Source organism: Pseudoalteromonas sp. NZS100, assembly GCF_015864815.1.
In the GTDB taxonomy this organism is placed as follows: domain Bacteria; phylum Pseudomonadota; class Gammaproteobacteria; order Enterobacterales; family Alteromonadaceae; genus Pseudoalteromonas; species Pseudoalteromonas distincta.
The window spans coordinates 256,287-271,919 of the sequence record NZ_JADYWM010000003.1; the positions used below are offsets into that span (position 1 = coordinate 256,287).

Consider the following 15,633-nt stretch of genomic DNA (forward strand, 5'->3'; position numbering starts at 1 on the left):
AACACCGATAGCAACACGTTTAGCCCCGCAAAATGATTAAGTATTATTGCGGATTGGTATTAATTACTACTCATTTTAAAATAAATAGTAATTGCTAATTAAAGCTCTTTTTCTACTTCATCAAATAAAGCAGTGATGTTTTGCTCAGGCTCTTTTGTTACTAAGCTAACAACAACAATTGCAATACTTGCTAAAATAAAGCCAGGTACTATTTCGTACATAAAGCTACTTAAGCTTTCACCATTGATAGTAAATGGTCCATATATCCAAATTAGCACAGTAAATGCGCCTACTAACATACCAGCTAACGCACCAGCAAAGTTCATGCGTTTCCAATAAAGGCTAAACAATACAAGTGGTCCAAACGCAGCACCAAAGCCAGCCCACGCATTACTTACTAGGTCTAAAATAGAGCTATCTCTGTCGTAAGCTAAATAAATAGCGAACATAGCAACTACGGCAACACTTATACGGCCAACAGCAACTAGCTCTTTATCACTGGCATCTTTACGTAAGAATGTTTTATAGAAATCTTCTGTTAATGAACTTGAACTAACCAATAATTGAGATGAGATAGTACTCATAATCGCAGCCAAAATTGCAGCAAGTAAAAAGCCAGCAATAAGTGGGTGGAACAGCAATTCAGAAAGAATTAAGAAAATTGTTTCAGGGTCTTCAACTACAATGTTGTTCTCATAAGTATAAGCTGCACCAAATATACCAGTACCAACAGCACCAATGGCAGCAACAATCATCCATGTCATACCAATACGGCGTGCTTTAGGCATATCTTTAACACTACGTACCGACATAAAACGAACAATGATATGTGGTTGGCCAAAATAACCTAAACCCCAAGCCATTGCAGAAATAATACCTAATGCAGAACCTGCACCAATCCAGTTAAGCATATCTGGATTTACGCTATGTAAAGTTGATTCTAAAGGTTGTTCAAGCAAAGAGTATGCAACCGTTGGTACTAGAATAAGTGCAATGAACATAATACAACCTTGCACAAAGTCAGTTAAGCTTACAGCTAAAAAACCACCAAACAAGGTATATAAAACAACTACGCCCGTTGTAATGTATAAACCCATCTCATAAGTTAAACCAAATGAGCTTTCAAACAATTTACCACCAGCGACAACACCAGATGAAGTATAAAGAGTAAAGAAAACAATAATTACCACAGCTGATACAACACGTAATAGGTTGGATTTATCATTGAAGCGATTTGAAAAGTAATCTGGGATGGTTATAGAGTCATTTGCTTTTTCAGTGTAAACACGTAATCTCGGTGCAACTAACAGATAGTTTAACCAAGCACCAATCACCAAGCCAATTGCTATCCATGTACTACTAAAACCAGTAACAAACATCGCACCAGGTAGGCCCATTAAAATCCAGCCACTCATATCAGATGCACCTGCAGACAGTGCAGCTACACTTGGAGATAGATTTCGTCCACCTAACATGTAACCAGATACATCGTCAGTAGATTGCTTATATGCATATAGTCCGATACCTAACATTACAATAAAATATAATGCTAGTGAAATAATCATTCCTGTTTCCAAATTAGCCTCCGCATAATTATTAATAATAGGCTTTAATCCAAATAATGACTCTTAAAATTTTATAGTTAAGACACTATTGGGGTAAAAACCATTCTCGCTGACTATATCATGCTTGATAATAAAATCTCCAACTTGTTGCCCTCACCTGATACAAAAACACTCATGTTGAATAATTTTAAAGCGAATTGGTGAAATATAATAAATTAAATACAAGAAACACCTTAATTTTTAATGATAATTTATTAATCTAGCAAATATACGTAATGCTATTTTGAGTCTTTTGCCATATATTATTACAATACCTAATTAGATTACTCTTACGGAACTGTTTATGTATTTTTACGCTGCACGCCAACCTATTTTAGACAGAGATAAAAAGCTCATCGGATATGAACTTTTATTTCGCGATGGCGTTGATAACGTATTTCCCGATATAGACGGTGACGAGGCAACTACACGACTAATTGAAGGTAGTCAGTTTAATTTCGGCTTAGAAGATTTAACCGACAATAAACCCGCCTATATAAATTTCACCCTAGAAACGCTATCAAAGGGCTACCCAACACTACTGGGCAAAGATACTGTAGTTGTAGAAATCCTTGAAACTGTGCAACCTGGGAAGCGATTATTAGCCATAGTGAAAGATCTAAAAGATAAAGGTTACACTATTGCTCTTGATGACTATATTCATCAGCCTGTTTGGCGCCACTTTTATCCATTTATTGATATTATTAAAATAGACTTTTTAGCATCTGATATAGGTACAATAAAAACGGTTCTTAATGATTTAAAACTGCACTCGCATATTAAGTTACTTGCCGAAAAAGTAGAAACCTATGAAATTTACCAACAAGCCCTAGAGCTTGGTTTTGATTATTTCCAAGGATTTTTCTTCTCCAAACCGGAAATGGTACAAAGTAAGGCTCTACCGCCTTCAGAAATGGCATTAGCTGAATTACTTTACGAAACATCAAGCGTTGATATGGATCTTAAAAAAATCACTGATGTGTTTGAGCGTGATGTAAACCTATCTTACAAATTACTTAGGTATTCAAATTCTGCTGCCTTTGCAAGGCGTGCTGAAATAAGTACCATTAAGCAAGCCCTTATAGTGCTTGGTGCTAACGAAATTAAAAAACTATTATCATTATTATTTGCAGCGCAAGTATCAGCAGATAAACCTGTAGAGCTAATTAGGCTATCGCTTACGCGCGCTCGTTTTGGTGAGTTACTCGCTATATCCCATGGACAATTTAAAGATACCGGCATGGCATTTTTAACCGGTATGATGTCTCTTATGGATGCTATTTTAGATGAGAGTATGGAAAGCGTTATGAAAAAGCTTCCACTTTCGAATGACATAAAAGCAGCGTTATTAAACGATGAAGGCTTGCTAGCAAAATATTTAAACTTAGTTAAGTATTATGAACAAGCTAACTGGTCAGCCGCAAACGAATTAACGAAAGAGCTAAACCTAGGTGAAAAAGTTCCTGATGCCTATCATGAAGCACTCACTTGGGTTAATGAGCAAATGCAGTTAATAGTTAACGAAAAATAAGTAACCCGAACTCTGGTTAAGGTATTTACTAATATATTGAATTATAATGATACTTAAGTTTATTTTTCTCTAGCCAAAGTTTAGGTTCTATATAAACAGTAAATAAAAACGCCAGCATATAGCTGGCGTTTTTATCAGTGGCTTCAATTATAAACTTTCTAAAAAGTCTTCATCAAAATCAGTTGGCTCTTCTTTTATAGGTGGATTGCCATCGTACAGCTCATAAATTTGACGCTGGAAGTAAATATCTTTTACAAATAAGTACGGATCAAGTGAATCATTTAATAGCCCTTCTTGTGGGATTAATGATGCACGCGCCTCAACTGCTTTTAAAACAAATACTAAAATAGTTTGTGGAGTCGTTAGCGCAACTTCAGGTAATACAAAGTTGTCGACTACATCACCGGTCAGGTTACGTGCTGTTGTTGGCCCCATACCTGGTAGCATTAAATAGGCGCCATCACCTACGCCCCATACACCCAACGTTTGTCCAAAGTCTTCATCGACTATTTCAAGACCTAGTGAGCTTGCAACATCAAAGATACCAAACAGACCGACAGTAGAGTTAACTAAAAAGCGTGCTAAGCTCACACTTGCATTACCCGGTTTACCTTGCAAACCCGCATTGATCATATCTACAGGTGCGGTGATATTACCTGTAAAATTAACAATACCGTTTCTTACCGGTACAGGCGTTACTTCAACATAACCTACAGCAACTGGGCGCAACAAATAAGCATCCAGTACATCCATATTAAAGTCATATAATGGACGATTAATACTTTGCAGCGGATCTCTGTCATCTACTTTGCTTTGAGGTACTTGAGCACAGCCGGCTAGTATCAATAAACATAAAAAAGTAAAACTGTGTTTTAACATCTAACGTCCTTAAGGTATTAATGTATCAATTTGAAGTTGGTAGTCACTTACACTTTCACGCTTTAACGCCTGTGAATGACCTTCTAGCTCACCAGAGCTTGGCATAACAGAGTCATCGATAGAAATACGCGCCGAAATAATAATATTTTCTGCACTAGATAAGTTAAGCCCTGCAACCATTGCACTACTATCACTCAACTCAACTGTAATTGGAAATGAATATTTAGTCAGCTTAACAGCAGCCAATGGCATAGGTGAGCCAGTTGCAGCTTTTGCAAATATAAACAAAATACCGTCTTTTGGCTGTTTATCAATAAGCTCTTTTGCAATGTCGACTGTAACTGCAATAGCAGCCGTTGTAGTAGTAACTGGCATAACTGAGCCTTCACTTTGCATTTGCTGCTCAATATCAGCAATACGTTCTGAGATCATGTTATAACGTGAATCATTTTTTTCCATGCTCGCCAATAAAACTTCAAATGCAGTTTTAGCTTGCGGCCAATCTTTACGCTCATACGCTATCAGCGCTAGTAACGAAATAGCATCTAAATTAGTAGGCTCAACGTTAAGCACTTTTGAAAGCATACCTGCCGCACGAGTCATATTAGCTTCGCTACCTTCAAGTAATAAAACCTGACTGTAACTAATAAGAACCTGCATATTATCAGGGTTCATACGTAGTGCTTTATCAAATGACTGCTGCGCCATGTCAAATTCATTAAGCGACATAGCCACTCGACCAAGTAGCATCCAAGCAACTTCATCATCGCCAGAGCGGCTAAGTTTAGTACGGAGCGCCAATGCAAAAGCCTGCAGCTCATTTTGGCTAAGCGGCTCACCTTTTTGCATTACAGCACGCTCGCCATAATCAGCTAAATTATCCATTGCGTCATGCCAAGCCGAAATTTGCTGCTGACTGCCTGTAAAACTATAAAAAATCCCTGTAAGTGCAAGAACAAATGCACCGCCTGTTAAAGCAAAAATACGGTTATTACCTTTGCTGTTAAGTGATTTCTCTGGTGATAGCTCGTTCAATAAGCGACGTTTTAATTCAACAATTGATTCTGCGTGATTTACGCTATCAATGCGTTGATTATCTAAATCAGTTTGCAAATCGACTAAACGCTGCTCATAAATACTAATTAATTCAGCATTGGCGTTATGAGTAATCGTTTGAACACGCTCTTTTTTTAAAAAAGGTATCATAACAAAGCTAAGAGCAACCAGTGTGAGTAAGGCAAAACACGCCCACATTAAAATCATTTAGCTTTGCTCCTGACGTTTATTTTGTTCAATTAGCTTCGCTAGCAGCATTTCATCGTCGCTGCTCCATGTTTGTTTTACTGATGCTTTTCGTTGGCGAATAACAATAAAACCAAAGCCAACAATTACAATTAATACCGGTAGTACCCACAGCACTAAAGTCGCTGGTGTAACAGGTGGGTCGTAATGAACAAAATAGCCAAAGCGGTCAATCATATAATCAATCACTTCGTCTTTGCTTTTACCTTCTTTAACCAATACGAGCACTTTATCGCGCAAGTCTTTAGCAACAACAGCGTCGGAGTCCGCAATGTTTTGATTTTGACACTTAGGGCAACGTAGCTCTTTGGTTAACTCTTCAAACAATATTGCTTGTTTGTTGTTATCAAATTGATAGCGATCTTGCTGTGCAAACGCACCCATGCTTACAAAAAGGCTAAGCGTAAGTAGTAACCACTTCATTATTTAAGCTCCTGCATAATTGGCGCAAATTTAGCTCGCCATACTCGCGGATTTATATCACCGGTGTGATGTAACAAAATAGTGCCGTTTTTATCGACTAAAAAAGTTTCTGGCGCACCCGACACGCCTAAATCCAACGACAAAGTACGGTGTAAATCTAAAATATTAAATTGGTAAGGGTCACCTGCACGTTGCAGCATATCAGTGACTTCGCTGCGAAGTGATTGCATATCAAACGGGCCATCAAAATCAGCGTCGTAACCTTGTACGTAATATAGTCCAATAATTTTAACGCCTTGCTCACGTAACTTAGTTAAATAACCAAGCTCGACTAAGCATGTTGGGCACCACGTACCCCATACATTTAATAAGTAAACTTCGCCTTTTAACGACTCGTTGGTCCACTGCTTATTGTCTTGCATTAAATCAGGTAAATTAAATGCTGGCATTTCTTGACCTAACCGCCCTGTTTGAATTTCACGAGGGTTGGCAAAAAGACCTTGGTATAAAAATACACACACAAAAGCAAACACCAAAAGCGGCGCAATAGCTAAAATTTTACGGTTCATAAAACACTCTCCGGTGCATTTTTACGGGCTGTTTTAGCTGATGTACGGTAACGTTTATCAAATAAAATCATGAAACCTGCAAATGACATAAGCACACCACCAATCCATATCCAGCGTACAAATGGTTTATGATAAATGCGAAGTGACCATGCATCACCACTTAATTGCTCACCTAATGCTAAATATAAATCACGTTTAAAACCGGCATCTATTGCCGCCTCAGTCATAAACTGCATACCAATGTCATATTTACGTTTTTCGGCGTGTAAACGTGTTACTAGCTCATTATTTTTAAGCACAGATACAACGCCCGCATGACCGCTGTAGTTTGGCCCACGGATAGTTTTAACACCATCAAAGCGATATTCATACTCATTAAGCTGTGCTATTTCACCCGGTTTCATCGATACATCACGCTCTACTGAATAAGCCGAGGTAAGTGTTACGCCCGCAATAATAAATGCAATACCAATATGCCCAAGTACCATAGCCCAGTAACTTACAGTAAAGCGTTTTAAGCCTTCTTTTAAGCTCCCGTGCACAGCTGCTTTGGTGTAAATATCAATCCCTGTTGATATTGCAATCCAAACCGCCAGTGTTGTCGTTAATAACGTAAGTGGTTTTACTAAATCGTAACTTGAGAATAACCAAGCGCAGGTAATCACAACACTTGCTAATACGCCCATTAATATTTTGTTTTGCAAAAAAGCCCACTTGTTTTGCTTCCAACGTAAAAGTGGTCCGATACCCATCAAAATAGCAAATGGTACTAAAATTATTGCAAACATCTTATTAAAAAACGGTTCGCCAATAGAAATGCTACCTAAGCCCATTTCTTTATGAACCATTGGCAACAATGTACCTAACATAACAATTAATGTAGCAACAACTAAAAATATATTATTGAGCCATAACGCCACTTCGCGCGATACCAGCTTGTATCGTCCTTCACTGTGAACTTGTGACACACGCATTGCATATAACGCCAAGCCACCACCGACAACTATGCCTAAAAAGGCGAGTATAAATAAGCCTCTATCAGGGTCTGTAGCAAACGCATGTACCGATACAATAATACCCGAGCGTACAATAAACGTACCTAGCAAACTTAAAGAGAATGCTGCAATTGCGAGTAATACTGTCCATGATTTAAATATACCGCGCTTTTCTGTCACACTTAATGAATGCAGTAATGCGGTTGCAACAAGCCAAGGCATAAGCGCTGCGTTTTCTACTGGATCCCAAAACCACCAGCCGCCCCAGCCTAGTTCTGAATACGCCCACCAGCTACCAATAGTAAGACCTAAACCTAAGAAACCCCATGCAGTCATCGTCCACGGGCGTGACCATTTAGCCCATGTGTTATCAAGTTTACCAGTTAACAATGCAGCTATAGCAAAAGAGAAAGCAACCGACAGCCCCACATAACCCATGTACAGTAATGGTGGATGAATAATCATACCTGGATCTTGAAGCAGCGGATTCAAATCACGCCCTTCTACCGGAAAATAAGGAAGTAGGCGCTCAAACGGGCTTGAAAGCAGTAAGGTGTACATCATAAAACCTACACCTAAAAAACCAAGTACACCCAGTACGCGAGCACGTAATACCCAAGGTAATGATTTAGAACGCGCTGCTACAGCAGCAGTCCAACCCGCTTGCATTACTAACCATAATAAAATAGCTCCTTCATGACCGCCCCACGTAGAGGTAATTTTATAGTACCAAGGCAGCGTACTACTTGAATGATACGCTACGTAAGATACGGTAAAGTCGTCTGTTAAACTTGCATAAATAAGTGCAGCAAATGAGATTAGTACAAAAGCAAACTGGCCTATTGCTAAAGATGGAGCCGCACGCATTAATCGAAGATTACCGGTATGCGCGCCCCAAAGAGGAAAAATACACAGTAAAACGCTTAGCACCATGGCAAGCGTTAAAGAAAAATAACCAATTTCTGGGATCATAGCTAATTACCACTATCTAAGTTGTATTTTGGTTTTTCGTGCTTAATACCTTTAACTGCTTCTGCAACTTCTGCTGGCATATATTCTTCGTCATGCTTTGCAAGCACTTCAAATGCTTCAATAACATTAGGCTCGACTAATACGCCCTGCGCTACAATGCCTTGCCCCTCACGAAACAAGTCTGGCAATATGCCTTGATAACGCACAGTCACTAATGGGCCTGTATCTATCAACTTAAAGCTTACTTGTAAGCTTTGTTCATTACGCTCAACCGTTCCTGGCACAACCATGCCGCCAATACGTAACTTTTGACCTATATGTGGTTTTTCTTTGTTAGGGCCTTTGCCATCAATTAATTCGCTTGGCGTATAAAAAAGATTAATATTTTCTTGCAGTGCATAAAGCACTAAACCAATTGACCCACCAATACCAAACAGTACGGCAATGATTACCAATAGGCGCTTTTTACGTCTTGGATTCATGAGATTTGTTCCTGCTTAGCTTTTTTAATTCGCGCTTCACGTATTATTTGTTGCTCAACTGAAGCCATAATACGTTTGGTGTCTCTCAAAGAGTTCACTAAAATACCGAGTAAAATAAGTGCGCATGTACCAAAAGAAAGCCAGACATAAAATCCATAACCTCCCATTGCAATAAAATCAGAAAAAGAGTCAAACTGCATAATTACCCCTTATTTAACAACGAGCGCACCCACGGTCGGTGCTTTTCTCGTTGTAAAATTTCATTTTTAAGACGAATTAAAGTCACTGTTCCAACAAAAGCAGCAAAGGCTAAAATATTAACCATAAGAGGCCAAAACATACTTGGATCTATTGCTTTTGTGTCTAGCTTTGTAATGCTTGCACCTTGGTGTAACGTATTCCACCACTCAACAGAGTAATGAATAATAGGTAAATTAATTACGCCAACAATTGCTAAAATAGAAGCCGCACGCCCTGCTGACTTCTTATCTTCAAATGCATGGTAAAGCGAAAGCACGCCAAGATATAAAAATAATAAAATAAGCTCAGACGTTAAACGTGCATCCCATACCCACCAAGCACCCCACATAGGTTTGCCCCAAGCAGCGCCAGTAATTAGCGCTATAGCAGTAATACATGCACCAACAGGCGCAATAGCAATAACAGCAAGCTCGGCATTTCGTAGCTGCCATACAAGTGCAACAATGGCGGCAATAGCCATTGAGGAATAGGCGCCCATAGATAAAATGGCAGAAGGCACATGAATAAAAATGATACGGTAGCTGTCTTTTTGTTGGTAATCGGCAGGTGCAAAACCAAGCCCCCATACCCATCCAACAATCATACTAACTACGGTAACTACGGCAAAATAAGGCAGTAACGTATTGCATAACTGGTATGCACGCTCTGCTTTAGCATAGGGATGTAACCACTTCCACATTAACTTACACTCACTTTTAAAGCTGACGATATGGCAATTGGTGCGCTAATAATAGCAATAAGTAACATTGCACCAAGGATGGCAAGCTGCCCACTATAATCCAGCGACATGGTGCTGGTATCGATAGCCGACGTTGCAAAAATCAAAACAGGAATATACAAAGGCAGTACGAGTAAACTCATCAAAATACCCCCTTTTTGTAATCCCACAGTAAGCCCAGCGCCTATTGCGCCAATAAAGCTCAATAATGGTGTGCCTAATAATAATGTTAAAACGGTTGCTGTTAACGCCGTACTTTCTAGGTTTAACAACAACGCAAACAACGGGGTCATTAATACAAGCGGTAAACCTGTTACCACCCAATGAGCAGCCACTTTAGCAAGTACGGTTAGCGATAATGGATAAGAGGATGCAATTAACTGCTCCAACGAGCCATCGTTAAAATCATCCCTAAACAACTTATCTAAACCCAACATGGTAGAGAGTAATGCGGCAACCCAAATAATACCTGGCGCCATTCTCGCAAGTAGACCGGGCTCAGGCCCTATTGCTAACGGAAATAATGAAATTACAATTAAGAAGAATAAAATAGGATTTACAATTTCGGCGCGCTGGCGAAACGCAAGTTTTACATCTTTGGTAAATACCGCACTAAATAGCAACCAATAAGAGTGTTGACGAGTCATTAGTGGCGATACTCCAGTGTAACCGTTTGTAAGTTACTAAAGTGGGTCGTTAAGTCTTGGTGGGTCGTTAATAAAATGGCACCACCGCTTTGTAAGTGTTCAGTAAATCGCTGCTGTAAAAAGGCGACCCCGCTTTTATCAAGCGCGGTAAACGGCTCATCAAGTACCCATAATTTAGCATCACTTAACCAAAGCCTAACAAGCGCTACACGTCGTTGTTGTCCAGCAGATAGCATTCTAACGGGTACATCTTCAAGTCCAACAAGGCCAAGTTGCGCTAAAATAGGATATAAATCAGGCTCATTTATGTAGCCATTGATTTGTAACCAGTGGCGAACATTTTCAACTGCACTAAGCTGAGTACTTACACCTGTTTTATGCCCTATAAAAAGCAGCTCTCTGGCATACTCTTCATAGTACTTAGATATAGGTTGTTCTTGGAACAGAACAGACCCTTCATCAGGCACAGAAAAGCCAGCAATAATACGCAATAGCGATGTTTTACCAGCCCCATTAGGACCCGCTAATTGCATGATTTGACCGCTATTAAGGCTAAAATTAAGATCCGCAAACAAACAACGATCTTGCTTGATGCAGGTGACGGACTTAATGTGTAACAAGATGACGATTCTCTCTGCCAAAAATTAGGCGTTAGTCTACCATAATGATAGGGTAATACGAATATTGCTTTATAATCGATTAACAAAAACTTGATTTAAAATAATGAATACACCAACGCAAATAACATTATCTAACTCATTGGTTATCAATCAATCTGCTCACAGCCAGACCAATGAGTTACCACAGTTACCTAGTGAGGTACTTGCGGCTAAAAACATCCAATTTTCGAAAGACTCGATTACGCTTGATGTATTTATTGATAAGCATTGGCAAACATTAAGGCTTGGCACTACAAGCACACCACAAAACCTGCAAAAAATAGTCAGTGCTAACATACAAATCAGCCCTGATGGTAAGCAGCTCAACATATCGCCAAACAGTACAACCCTTACTTTAAATCAGCCGGTACAATTGCAGCGCTTGTTAAATTATGTAAGCACGGGCACTGAGGTACAAAGCCAACCAATGGATGTAAAAGTTGCTGTATCCCCGTCTCCCAAGTTAGTTATTGATAAACTCAACGCAAGTATTGCCATAAATAAAGACGTAGCCCAGTTACTTACAACTGAACAGCCTTTAAAAGTAGTTGTTAGTACGACTAATAAAGGCGCACAGATTAATGTTATTAACCGCTTTGTTGATACGGTTCACTCGCAACCACTTAGCCAAACTAAACTTACTAATTTACTCGCGGCCTTATTACCCAGTGCGCAGCTTCAAGTAACACCAAAACTGGCTATTTTAACTCATCCTCAAAAGTCAGGTTCATTTACAACACCTATCACTAATCAACAACTTGCCGAACTACCGAATACACCTATTAAAGTAAATTTAGTGAACCAGGCAGATAAATTATTTATTAAAACCGATACAAACAATATAAAAGTAACGCTTAACAACTCATTCTCAAAACCATTCAACGAGTTACTTTTAGCGCAAAAAAGCAATGCACCTGAAGTAGCCGTTTCTGCAAGTAATGTAAAAGTAAATCCATTATTGACCCTAAATAGTCCAATAAAATCGTGGCTACAAAGTAGTTTTAGTGATTTAAAAACGCGAATTAATGATGCGGTTAAATATTTTGAAAATAAGCCTTTTGCTACAGTAAGTAAATCTGAGTTAACGCAGCTATCAACTTCGCCCGCGCAACAAAAAACGTCTTTAGCTATACAACTGAGTGAATCACCGCTAAATAGAGTTAACATTACTCAAAGTGTGAGTACTGCGTTAAATAACAATACGAGCAATATTTTGCCAGAGCACTTTTCAAGGCTCCCGCCGATTGTACAATTAACGCAACTAGTAAAAGGAAGTGTTAGTGTTTGGCAAACACCTGCAAACACAGCAACAACCTACACGCCAATAACAAATAATACTACCCCAGGTGAAGTGGCGAGCGCTAAGCCAAGTGATTTAAAAGCAAGCCAATTAAAACCCCTTATTACTAGTGAAAACAGTAAACCGAACGCCTTGGTTAACCTTACCAATGAAGTAGTCACTAAGGGACTTACCACCTCCTCAGCACAGCTTGCAATAAACGATAATAATCAAAACAACACAAGCACAGTGAACACTAAAAGCATTACCTTGTTAACTGAGCCATTATCTAATGCGCCCTCTCGTAGTCAAATGCTACAACCAATAGAAGCAAAACTATTAAGTACATTATTAAAGCTTCCTGATGCCACAACCCCTATAGATAGGCTGGCTTACAATAAACAACTTTTAAGCAGTCAAATTACTGATATTACAGATAAGGCAACAAAAGACACCCCTGATTTAACTCGCTTAATTAATCAGGCATTTAACCGTATGGTTTCAAGTAATAACATAAACCCTGCAACCATACAGCGTGAGATACTTGCTACTTTACAGCCCACTCAACTAGCGGGTGATATGCTACAAAGTAGTTTCACTAAAGGGCTTGAACAGGTGGCTGTGAGTATTTTAGCTGCGCCTCTGATTAGCCAATCAGCAACGCCTATCAGTTTTAATAATCAAACTGGCTTAGATGCTCTCTTACAAGTGCTTATACCTACTTTTAAAATGGGTAACACGGGAGCAAAAATGCTTGAACAGCTTCAACAAGCTCAAGTACAAGCTTTGGCCAGCGAAATCGTACACGTTAAAAACACACTTACCCAAGTAAGTGTCTCAACACCAAATCAACAGCCAGACACAAACCCGCTTGCACAATTTTTATTACCGATGAGATTACCTCCAGAAGCAGCCCAAACAGAAATAACACTTGGACAGTATAAAAAGCCAAGCGCCGGTAAATTAGAAGATAAAAATGTATGGTTTGTCAGATTAAACTTTGATTATGCCCAACTTGGGCAGCTACAAATTACTGCTGAGTTAATGGATAAAGCACTCGATTGCCAGCTATTAGCCTCGAGCCAAGAAGTAAGTGCAATTGCTCACCCTCACTTAGATAATTTAAGATCAAAACTAGCTAAACATGGCTTACAAGTTGGCGAGCTCAACTTAAAGAGAGGCGATGCCAACAATCAGGCATTCTATAAATCTCACGCAATTATTAATATTAAGGTTTAGCTATGAATGAAACACCGATTAATAAATCAGCCATTGGGCTTTTGTACGAAGCTGGAAACACACCCACTGTAAGTGTTAAAGGGTTTGGTGAATTAGCTGATGAAATAATTGCAGCGGCTAAACTAAAAGGAATTATGATCCACGAAGATGCAGCACTTGCTAAAACGTTGTCGCATTTAGAGTTAGGAGAAGAAATTCCTAAAGAGCTTTATTATGTTATTGCAGAGCTTATTGCGTTTTCGTATGTATTAAGAGGTCAATTTCCGCCAGGTTGGCAGGATTTTCAAGGTAAGTTAAATATTAAGGCTTGAGCCAATTTATCCGCACATAAAAAAAGGCGCTAAGCACCTTTTTGTTTATGTAATGAAAATAGTAATTCGGCTTCTGCTCGTGGTAGTTCGCACTCGCGTATTACTTCATCAAGGTCTGCACCTAACTCAACCATTTTTACAGCACGAGAGTAAATTTTAGCATCAGGGTCATCGTATTTTTGCGCCGCTTGCTGTTGCATTAAATCTTGGTTTTGTTGTTCAACTTCAAGCACTCGCTTACCAATACTTAAGAGCCCGGTTCTAATCTCCGAAATTTCACTGCGCAAAATATGAGTCTGCTCTGAGCTATCTTTAAGCTGCTGCGATACAGCATTAATTTCATTCGCGTGTTTATTTTTTAATGCAATAATTAACGCCAGCGATATAAGTCCTACCGCTAACGCTGATATAGCTATACTAAGTAACACCATAATTTATTTGGTAAAGCTTATATATCGCTTAACTCATCCCATTCGTCATCACTGAGTAACTTATTTAAATCAACCAAAATCAGTAATTCATTATCGCGGTTACAAACACCCTGAATAAACTTAGCGCTTTCTTCAGTACCAACATTTGGCGCACTGTCGATTTCAGAGCTACGCAAGTAAACCACTTCCGATACGCTGTCGGCTAAAATACCAATAACTTGCTCTTCTGCTTCAATAATTAAGATGCGAGAGTTGTCAGTTGCATCAGCAGCTAGCAAACCAAAACGTGCGCGAGTATCAATAACGGTAACAACGTTGCCGCGTAAGTTAATAATACCAATCACATATGAAGGTGCACCTGGTACAGGAGCTATCTCTGTATAACGAAGTATTTCTTGTACTTGCATTACATTTACGCCGTAGGTTTCTTCCTCTAGCTTAAACGTAACCCACTGTAAAATTTCATCGTTATTATCTGCGTTTTTATTTGCTGACAGTAATTTATCTTGATTCATGCTATTACCCCGTAATGGTCATTACTACTGACGGCTATCTAAGCCTTTCTCTAATAATATATTTAAATTATCTACGTCTATCAAAGCACACATTTTTTCTTTTATAACGCCAGCAAGCCATGGGCGCTTGCTTTTATTTGTACGCCATTTTACATCTTCTTTACTCAATGTAATGTTATTTATCAACTTTTCAGCTAATAAACCCCACTGGCTATCACCTAGTGTAATCAAATATTGATAATCTAAAGATGCCTCTAATTTATCATCATATTTTTCTGGCATAACCCAACGCGCAGTATCAACAACATTAAGCTTTTCTTCTCTGTTGAGCATAACGCCTTTAAACCATTTCGGCTTACCAAACAAATGATTTACTTCACCTAATTGATGTATTCCGCCGAGTGCTTTTAATGGCACAGCCAAGGTCAAGCCAGCAACTTCAAAAAACAGTGCCTGAAATTCACCATCAAAATAGTCTGATTGGCTAGTAGTTACAATCTCCAGCTCTGGCTTTTCTATAGTAGTAATTGCAGGTGCTATTACTTCCTCGTCAACCACTTCATTAACTTTTTCAGTTTCAAACGCTGGCTCAACTATTGGCTCAATTTCAACATTGAGCAAGTCATTATCAAATGTACTCTCTGCTGCTTTTAATTGTTCTTTAGGTTTTGAATGAATATGATGTTGTGAATCATCTGGGATTTGCTCAAGTAATTTTGCAACTGGCTCAAGGTTATCTACAGGCTCATCTTCACATAACAAAGCCCCGAGGTATTGTTTCATTACTTTTTCATTAGCAAACAATTGCTTACTCAT

17 protein-coding genes are annotated in these 15,633 nt (G+C 38.9%); 3 read left to right on the top strand and 14 right to left on the bottom strand.

All coding sequences use genetic code 11. From position 1 onward, the window contains the following. Window positions 1-98: 98 nt before the first annotated feature. Complete coding sequence (putP, locus tag I6E69_RS04580) at window positions 99-1,577, bottom strand: sodium/proline symporter PutP (protein WP_149602304.1); 1,479 nt, start codon at window positions 1,575-1,577, stop codon at window positions 99-101. A 331-nt stretch (window positions 1,578-1,908) separates the two neighbouring features. Here putP and I6E69_RS04585 point away from each other — a divergent pair, with 331 nt between their 5' ends. Next, window positions 1,909-3,135, top strand: coding sequence for an EAL and HDOD domain-containing protein (locus I6E69_RS04585; protein WP_197120735.1), 1,227 nt, complete (start codon window positions 1,909-1,911; stop codon window positions 3,133-3,135). A 147-nt stretch (window positions 3,136-3,282) separates the two neighbouring features. On the opposite strand, the gene I6E69_RS04590 is transcribed toward I6E69_RS04585, so the two are convergent. Genes I6E69_RS04590 through ccmA form a run of 10 tightly spaced genes read right to left on the bottom strand, consistent with a single transcriptional unit; the run spans window position 3,283 to window position 11,003 of the window. Further along, a complete protein-coding gene (locus I6E69_RS04590) occupies window positions 3,283-4,014 on the bottom strand; it encodes a VacJ family lipoprotein (RefSeq protein WP_039484557.1) in 732 nt (243 codons plus the stop codon). 9 nt (window positions 4,015-4,023) lie between these two features. Next, window positions 4,024-5,277 carry a c-type cytochrome biogenesis protein CcmI gene (gene ccmI / locus I6E69_RS04595; RefSeq protein ID WP_197120736.1) on the bottom strand — a complete coding sequence of 418 codons (1,254 nt, stop codon included), beginning with the start codon at window positions 5,275-5,277 and terminating at the stop codon, window positions 4,024-4,026. Then, window positions 5,278-5,739, bottom strand: coding sequence for a cytochrome c-type biogenesis protein (locus I6E69_RS04600; RefSeq protein ID WP_002959280.1), 462 nt, complete (start codon window positions 5,737-5,739; stop codon window positions 5,278-5,280). It lies immediately after the preceding gene. Then, window positions 5,739-6,308, bottom strand: coding sequence for a redoxin family protein (locus I6E69_RS04605; RefSeq protein WP_002959281.1), 570 nt, complete (start codon window positions 6,306-6,308; stop codon window positions 5,739-5,741). Before I6E69_RS04605 ends, I6E69_RS04600 begins: the two co-directional genes overlap by 1 nt. Further along, the gene (locus I6E69_RS04610; protein ID WP_197120737.1) at window positions 6,305-8,275 is read right to left on the bottom strand and encodes a heme lyase CcmF/NrfE family subunit; all 1,971 of its coding nucleotides are present in this window, start codon (window positions 8,273-8,275) and stop codon (window positions 6,305-6,307) included. The genes I6E69_RS04605 and I6E69_RS04610 overlap by 4 nt, the downstream gene beginning before the upstream one ends. A 2-nt stretch (window positions 8,276-8,277) precedes the next feature. After that, a complete protein-coding gene (ccmE, locus tag I6E69_RS04615) occupies window positions 8,278-8,757 on the bottom strand; it encodes a cytochrome c maturation protein CcmE (protein WP_002959283.1) in 480 nt (159 codons plus the stop codon). Continuing rightward, the gene (gene ccmD, locus I6E69_RS04620) at window positions 8,754-8,957 is read right to left on the bottom strand and encodes a heme exporter protein CcmD (protein WP_002959284.1); all 204 of its coding nucleotides are present in this window, start codon (window positions 8,955-8,957) and stop codon (window positions 8,754-8,756) included. Before ccmD ends, ccmE begins: the two co-directional genes overlap by 4 nt. Before the next feature lie 2 nt (window positions 8,958-8,959). Then, window positions 8,960-9,697 carry a heme ABC transporter permease gene (locus I6E69_RS04625; protein ID WP_002959285.1) on the bottom strand — a complete coding sequence of 246 codons (738 nt, stop codon included), beginning with the start codon at window positions 9,695-9,697 and terminating at the stop codon, window positions 8,960-8,962. Further along, complete coding sequence (gene ccmB, locus I6E69_RS04630) at window positions 9,697-10,383, bottom strand: heme exporter protein CcmB (RefSeq protein WP_002959286.1); 687 nt, start codon at window positions 10,381-10,383, stop codon at window positions 9,697-9,699. Before ccmB ends, I6E69_RS04625 begins: the two co-directional genes overlap by 1 nt. Then, the gene (gene ccmA / locus I6E69_RS04635; protein WP_100218342.1) at window positions 10,383-11,003 is read right to left on the bottom strand and encodes a cytochrome c biogenesis heme-transporting ATPase CcmA; all 621 of its coding nucleotides are present in this window, start codon (window positions 11,001-11,003) and stop codon (window positions 10,383-10,385) included. Before ccmA ends, ccmB begins: the two co-directional genes overlap by 1 nt. Window positions 11,004-11,106: 103 nt before the next feature. Between ccmA and I6E69_RS04640 the strand changes: the two genes are divergently transcribed. Further along, window positions 11,107-13,560 carry a flagellar hook-length control protein FliK gene (locus I6E69_RS04640; RefSeq protein WP_197120738.1) on the top strand — a complete coding sequence of 818 codons (2,454 nt, stop codon included), beginning with the start codon at window positions 11,107-11,109 and terminating at the stop codon, window positions 13,558-13,560. Window positions 13,561-13,562: 2 nt separating this feature from the next. After that, a complete protein-coding gene (locus tag I6E69_RS04645; protein ID WP_182737869.1) occupies window positions 13,563-13,871 on the top strand; it encodes an EscU/YscU/HrcU family type III secretion system export apparatus switch protein in 309 nt (102 codons plus the stop codon). 29 nt (window positions 13,872-13,900) lie between these two features. Here I6E69_RS04645 and I6E69_RS04650 read toward each other — a convergent pair whose 3' ends face one another. Genes I6E69_RS04650 through I6E69_RS04660 form a run of 3 tightly spaced genes read right to left on the bottom strand, consistent with a single transcriptional unit; the run spans window position 13,901 to window position 15,633 of the window. Continuing rightward, window positions 13,901-14,302: a DUF2802 domain-containing protein gene (locus I6E69_RS04650; RefSeq protein WP_024595394.1), complete on the bottom strand. Its 402-nt coding sequence runs from the start codon at window positions 14,300-14,302 to the stop codon at window positions 13,901-13,903. A 17-nt stretch (window positions 14,303-14,319) separates the two neighbouring features. Then, window positions 14,320-14,817, bottom strand: coding sequence for a chemotaxis protein CheW (locus I6E69_RS04655; protein ID WP_002959294.1), 498 nt, complete (start codon window positions 14,815-14,817; stop codon window positions 14,320-14,322). Between the two features lie 24 nt (window positions 14,818-14,841). Then, window positions 14,842-15,633, bottom strand: a complete 792-nt coding sequence (locus I6E69_RS04660) for a chemotaxis protein CheW (RefSeq protein ID WP_197120739.1) — start codon at window positions 15,631-15,633, stop codon at window positions 14,842-14,844.

Bases quoted from the DNA above. Each gene is read 5' to 3' on its own strand.
- I6E69_RS04585 (WP_197120735.1), top strand. From the start codon at position 1,909: ATGTATTTTTACGCTGCACGCCAACCTATTTTAGACAGAGATAAAAAG.
- I6E69_RS04590 (WP_039484557.1), bottom strand. From the start codon at position 4,014: ATGTTAAAACACAGTTTTACTTTTTTATGTTTATTGATACTAGCCGGC.
- ccmI (WP_197120736.1), bottom strand. From the start codon at position 5,277: ATGATTTTAATGTGGGCGTGTTTTGCCTTACTCACACTGGTTGCTCTT.
- I6E69_RS04600 (WP_002959280.1), bottom strand. From the start codon at position 5,739: ATGAAGTGGTTACTACTTACGCTTAGCCTTTTTGTAAGCATGGGTGCG.
- I6E69_RS04605 (WP_002959281.1), bottom strand. From the start codon at position 6,308: ATGAACCGTAAAATTTTAGCTATTGCGCCGCTTTTGGTGTTTGCTTTT.
- I6E69_RS04610 (WP_197120737.1), bottom strand. From the start codon at position 8,275: ATGATCCCAGAAATTGGTTATTTTTCTTTAACGCTTGCCATGGTGCTA.
- ccmE (WP_002959283.1), bottom strand. From the start codon at position 8,757: ATGAATCCAAGACGTAAAAAGCGCCTATTGGTAATCATTGCCGTACTG.
- ccmD (WP_002959284.1), bottom strand. From the start codon at position 8,957: ATGCAGTTTGACTCTTTTTCTGATTTTATTGCAATGGGAGGTTATGGA.
- I6E69_RS04625 (WP_002959285.1), bottom strand. From the start codon at position 9,697: ATGTGGAAGTGGTTACATCCCTATGCTAAAGCAGAGCGTGCATACCAG.
- ccmB (WP_002959286.1), bottom strand. From the start codon at position 10,383: ATGACTCGTCAACACTCTTATTGGTTGCTATTTAGTGCGGTATTTACC.
- I6E69_RS04640 (WP_197120738.1), top strand. From the start codon at position 11,107: ATGAATACACCAACGCAAATAACATTATCTAACTCATTGGTTATCAAT.
- I6E69_RS04645 (WP_182737869.1), top strand. From the start codon at position 13,563: ATGAATGAAACACCGATTAATAAATCAGCCATTGGGCTTTTGTACGAA.
- I6E69_RS04650 (WP_024595394.1), bottom strand. From the start codon at position 14,302: ATGGTGTTACTTAGTATAGCTATATCAGCGTTAGCGGTAGGACTTATA.
- I6E69_RS04655 (WP_002959294.1), bottom strand. From the start codon at position 14,817: ATGAATCAAGATAAATTACTGTCAGCAAATAAAAACGCAGATAATAAC.
- I6E69_RS04660 (WP_197120739.1), bottom strand. From the start codon at position 15,633: ATGAGTAAGCAATTGTTTGCTAATGAAAAAGTAATGAAACAATACCTC.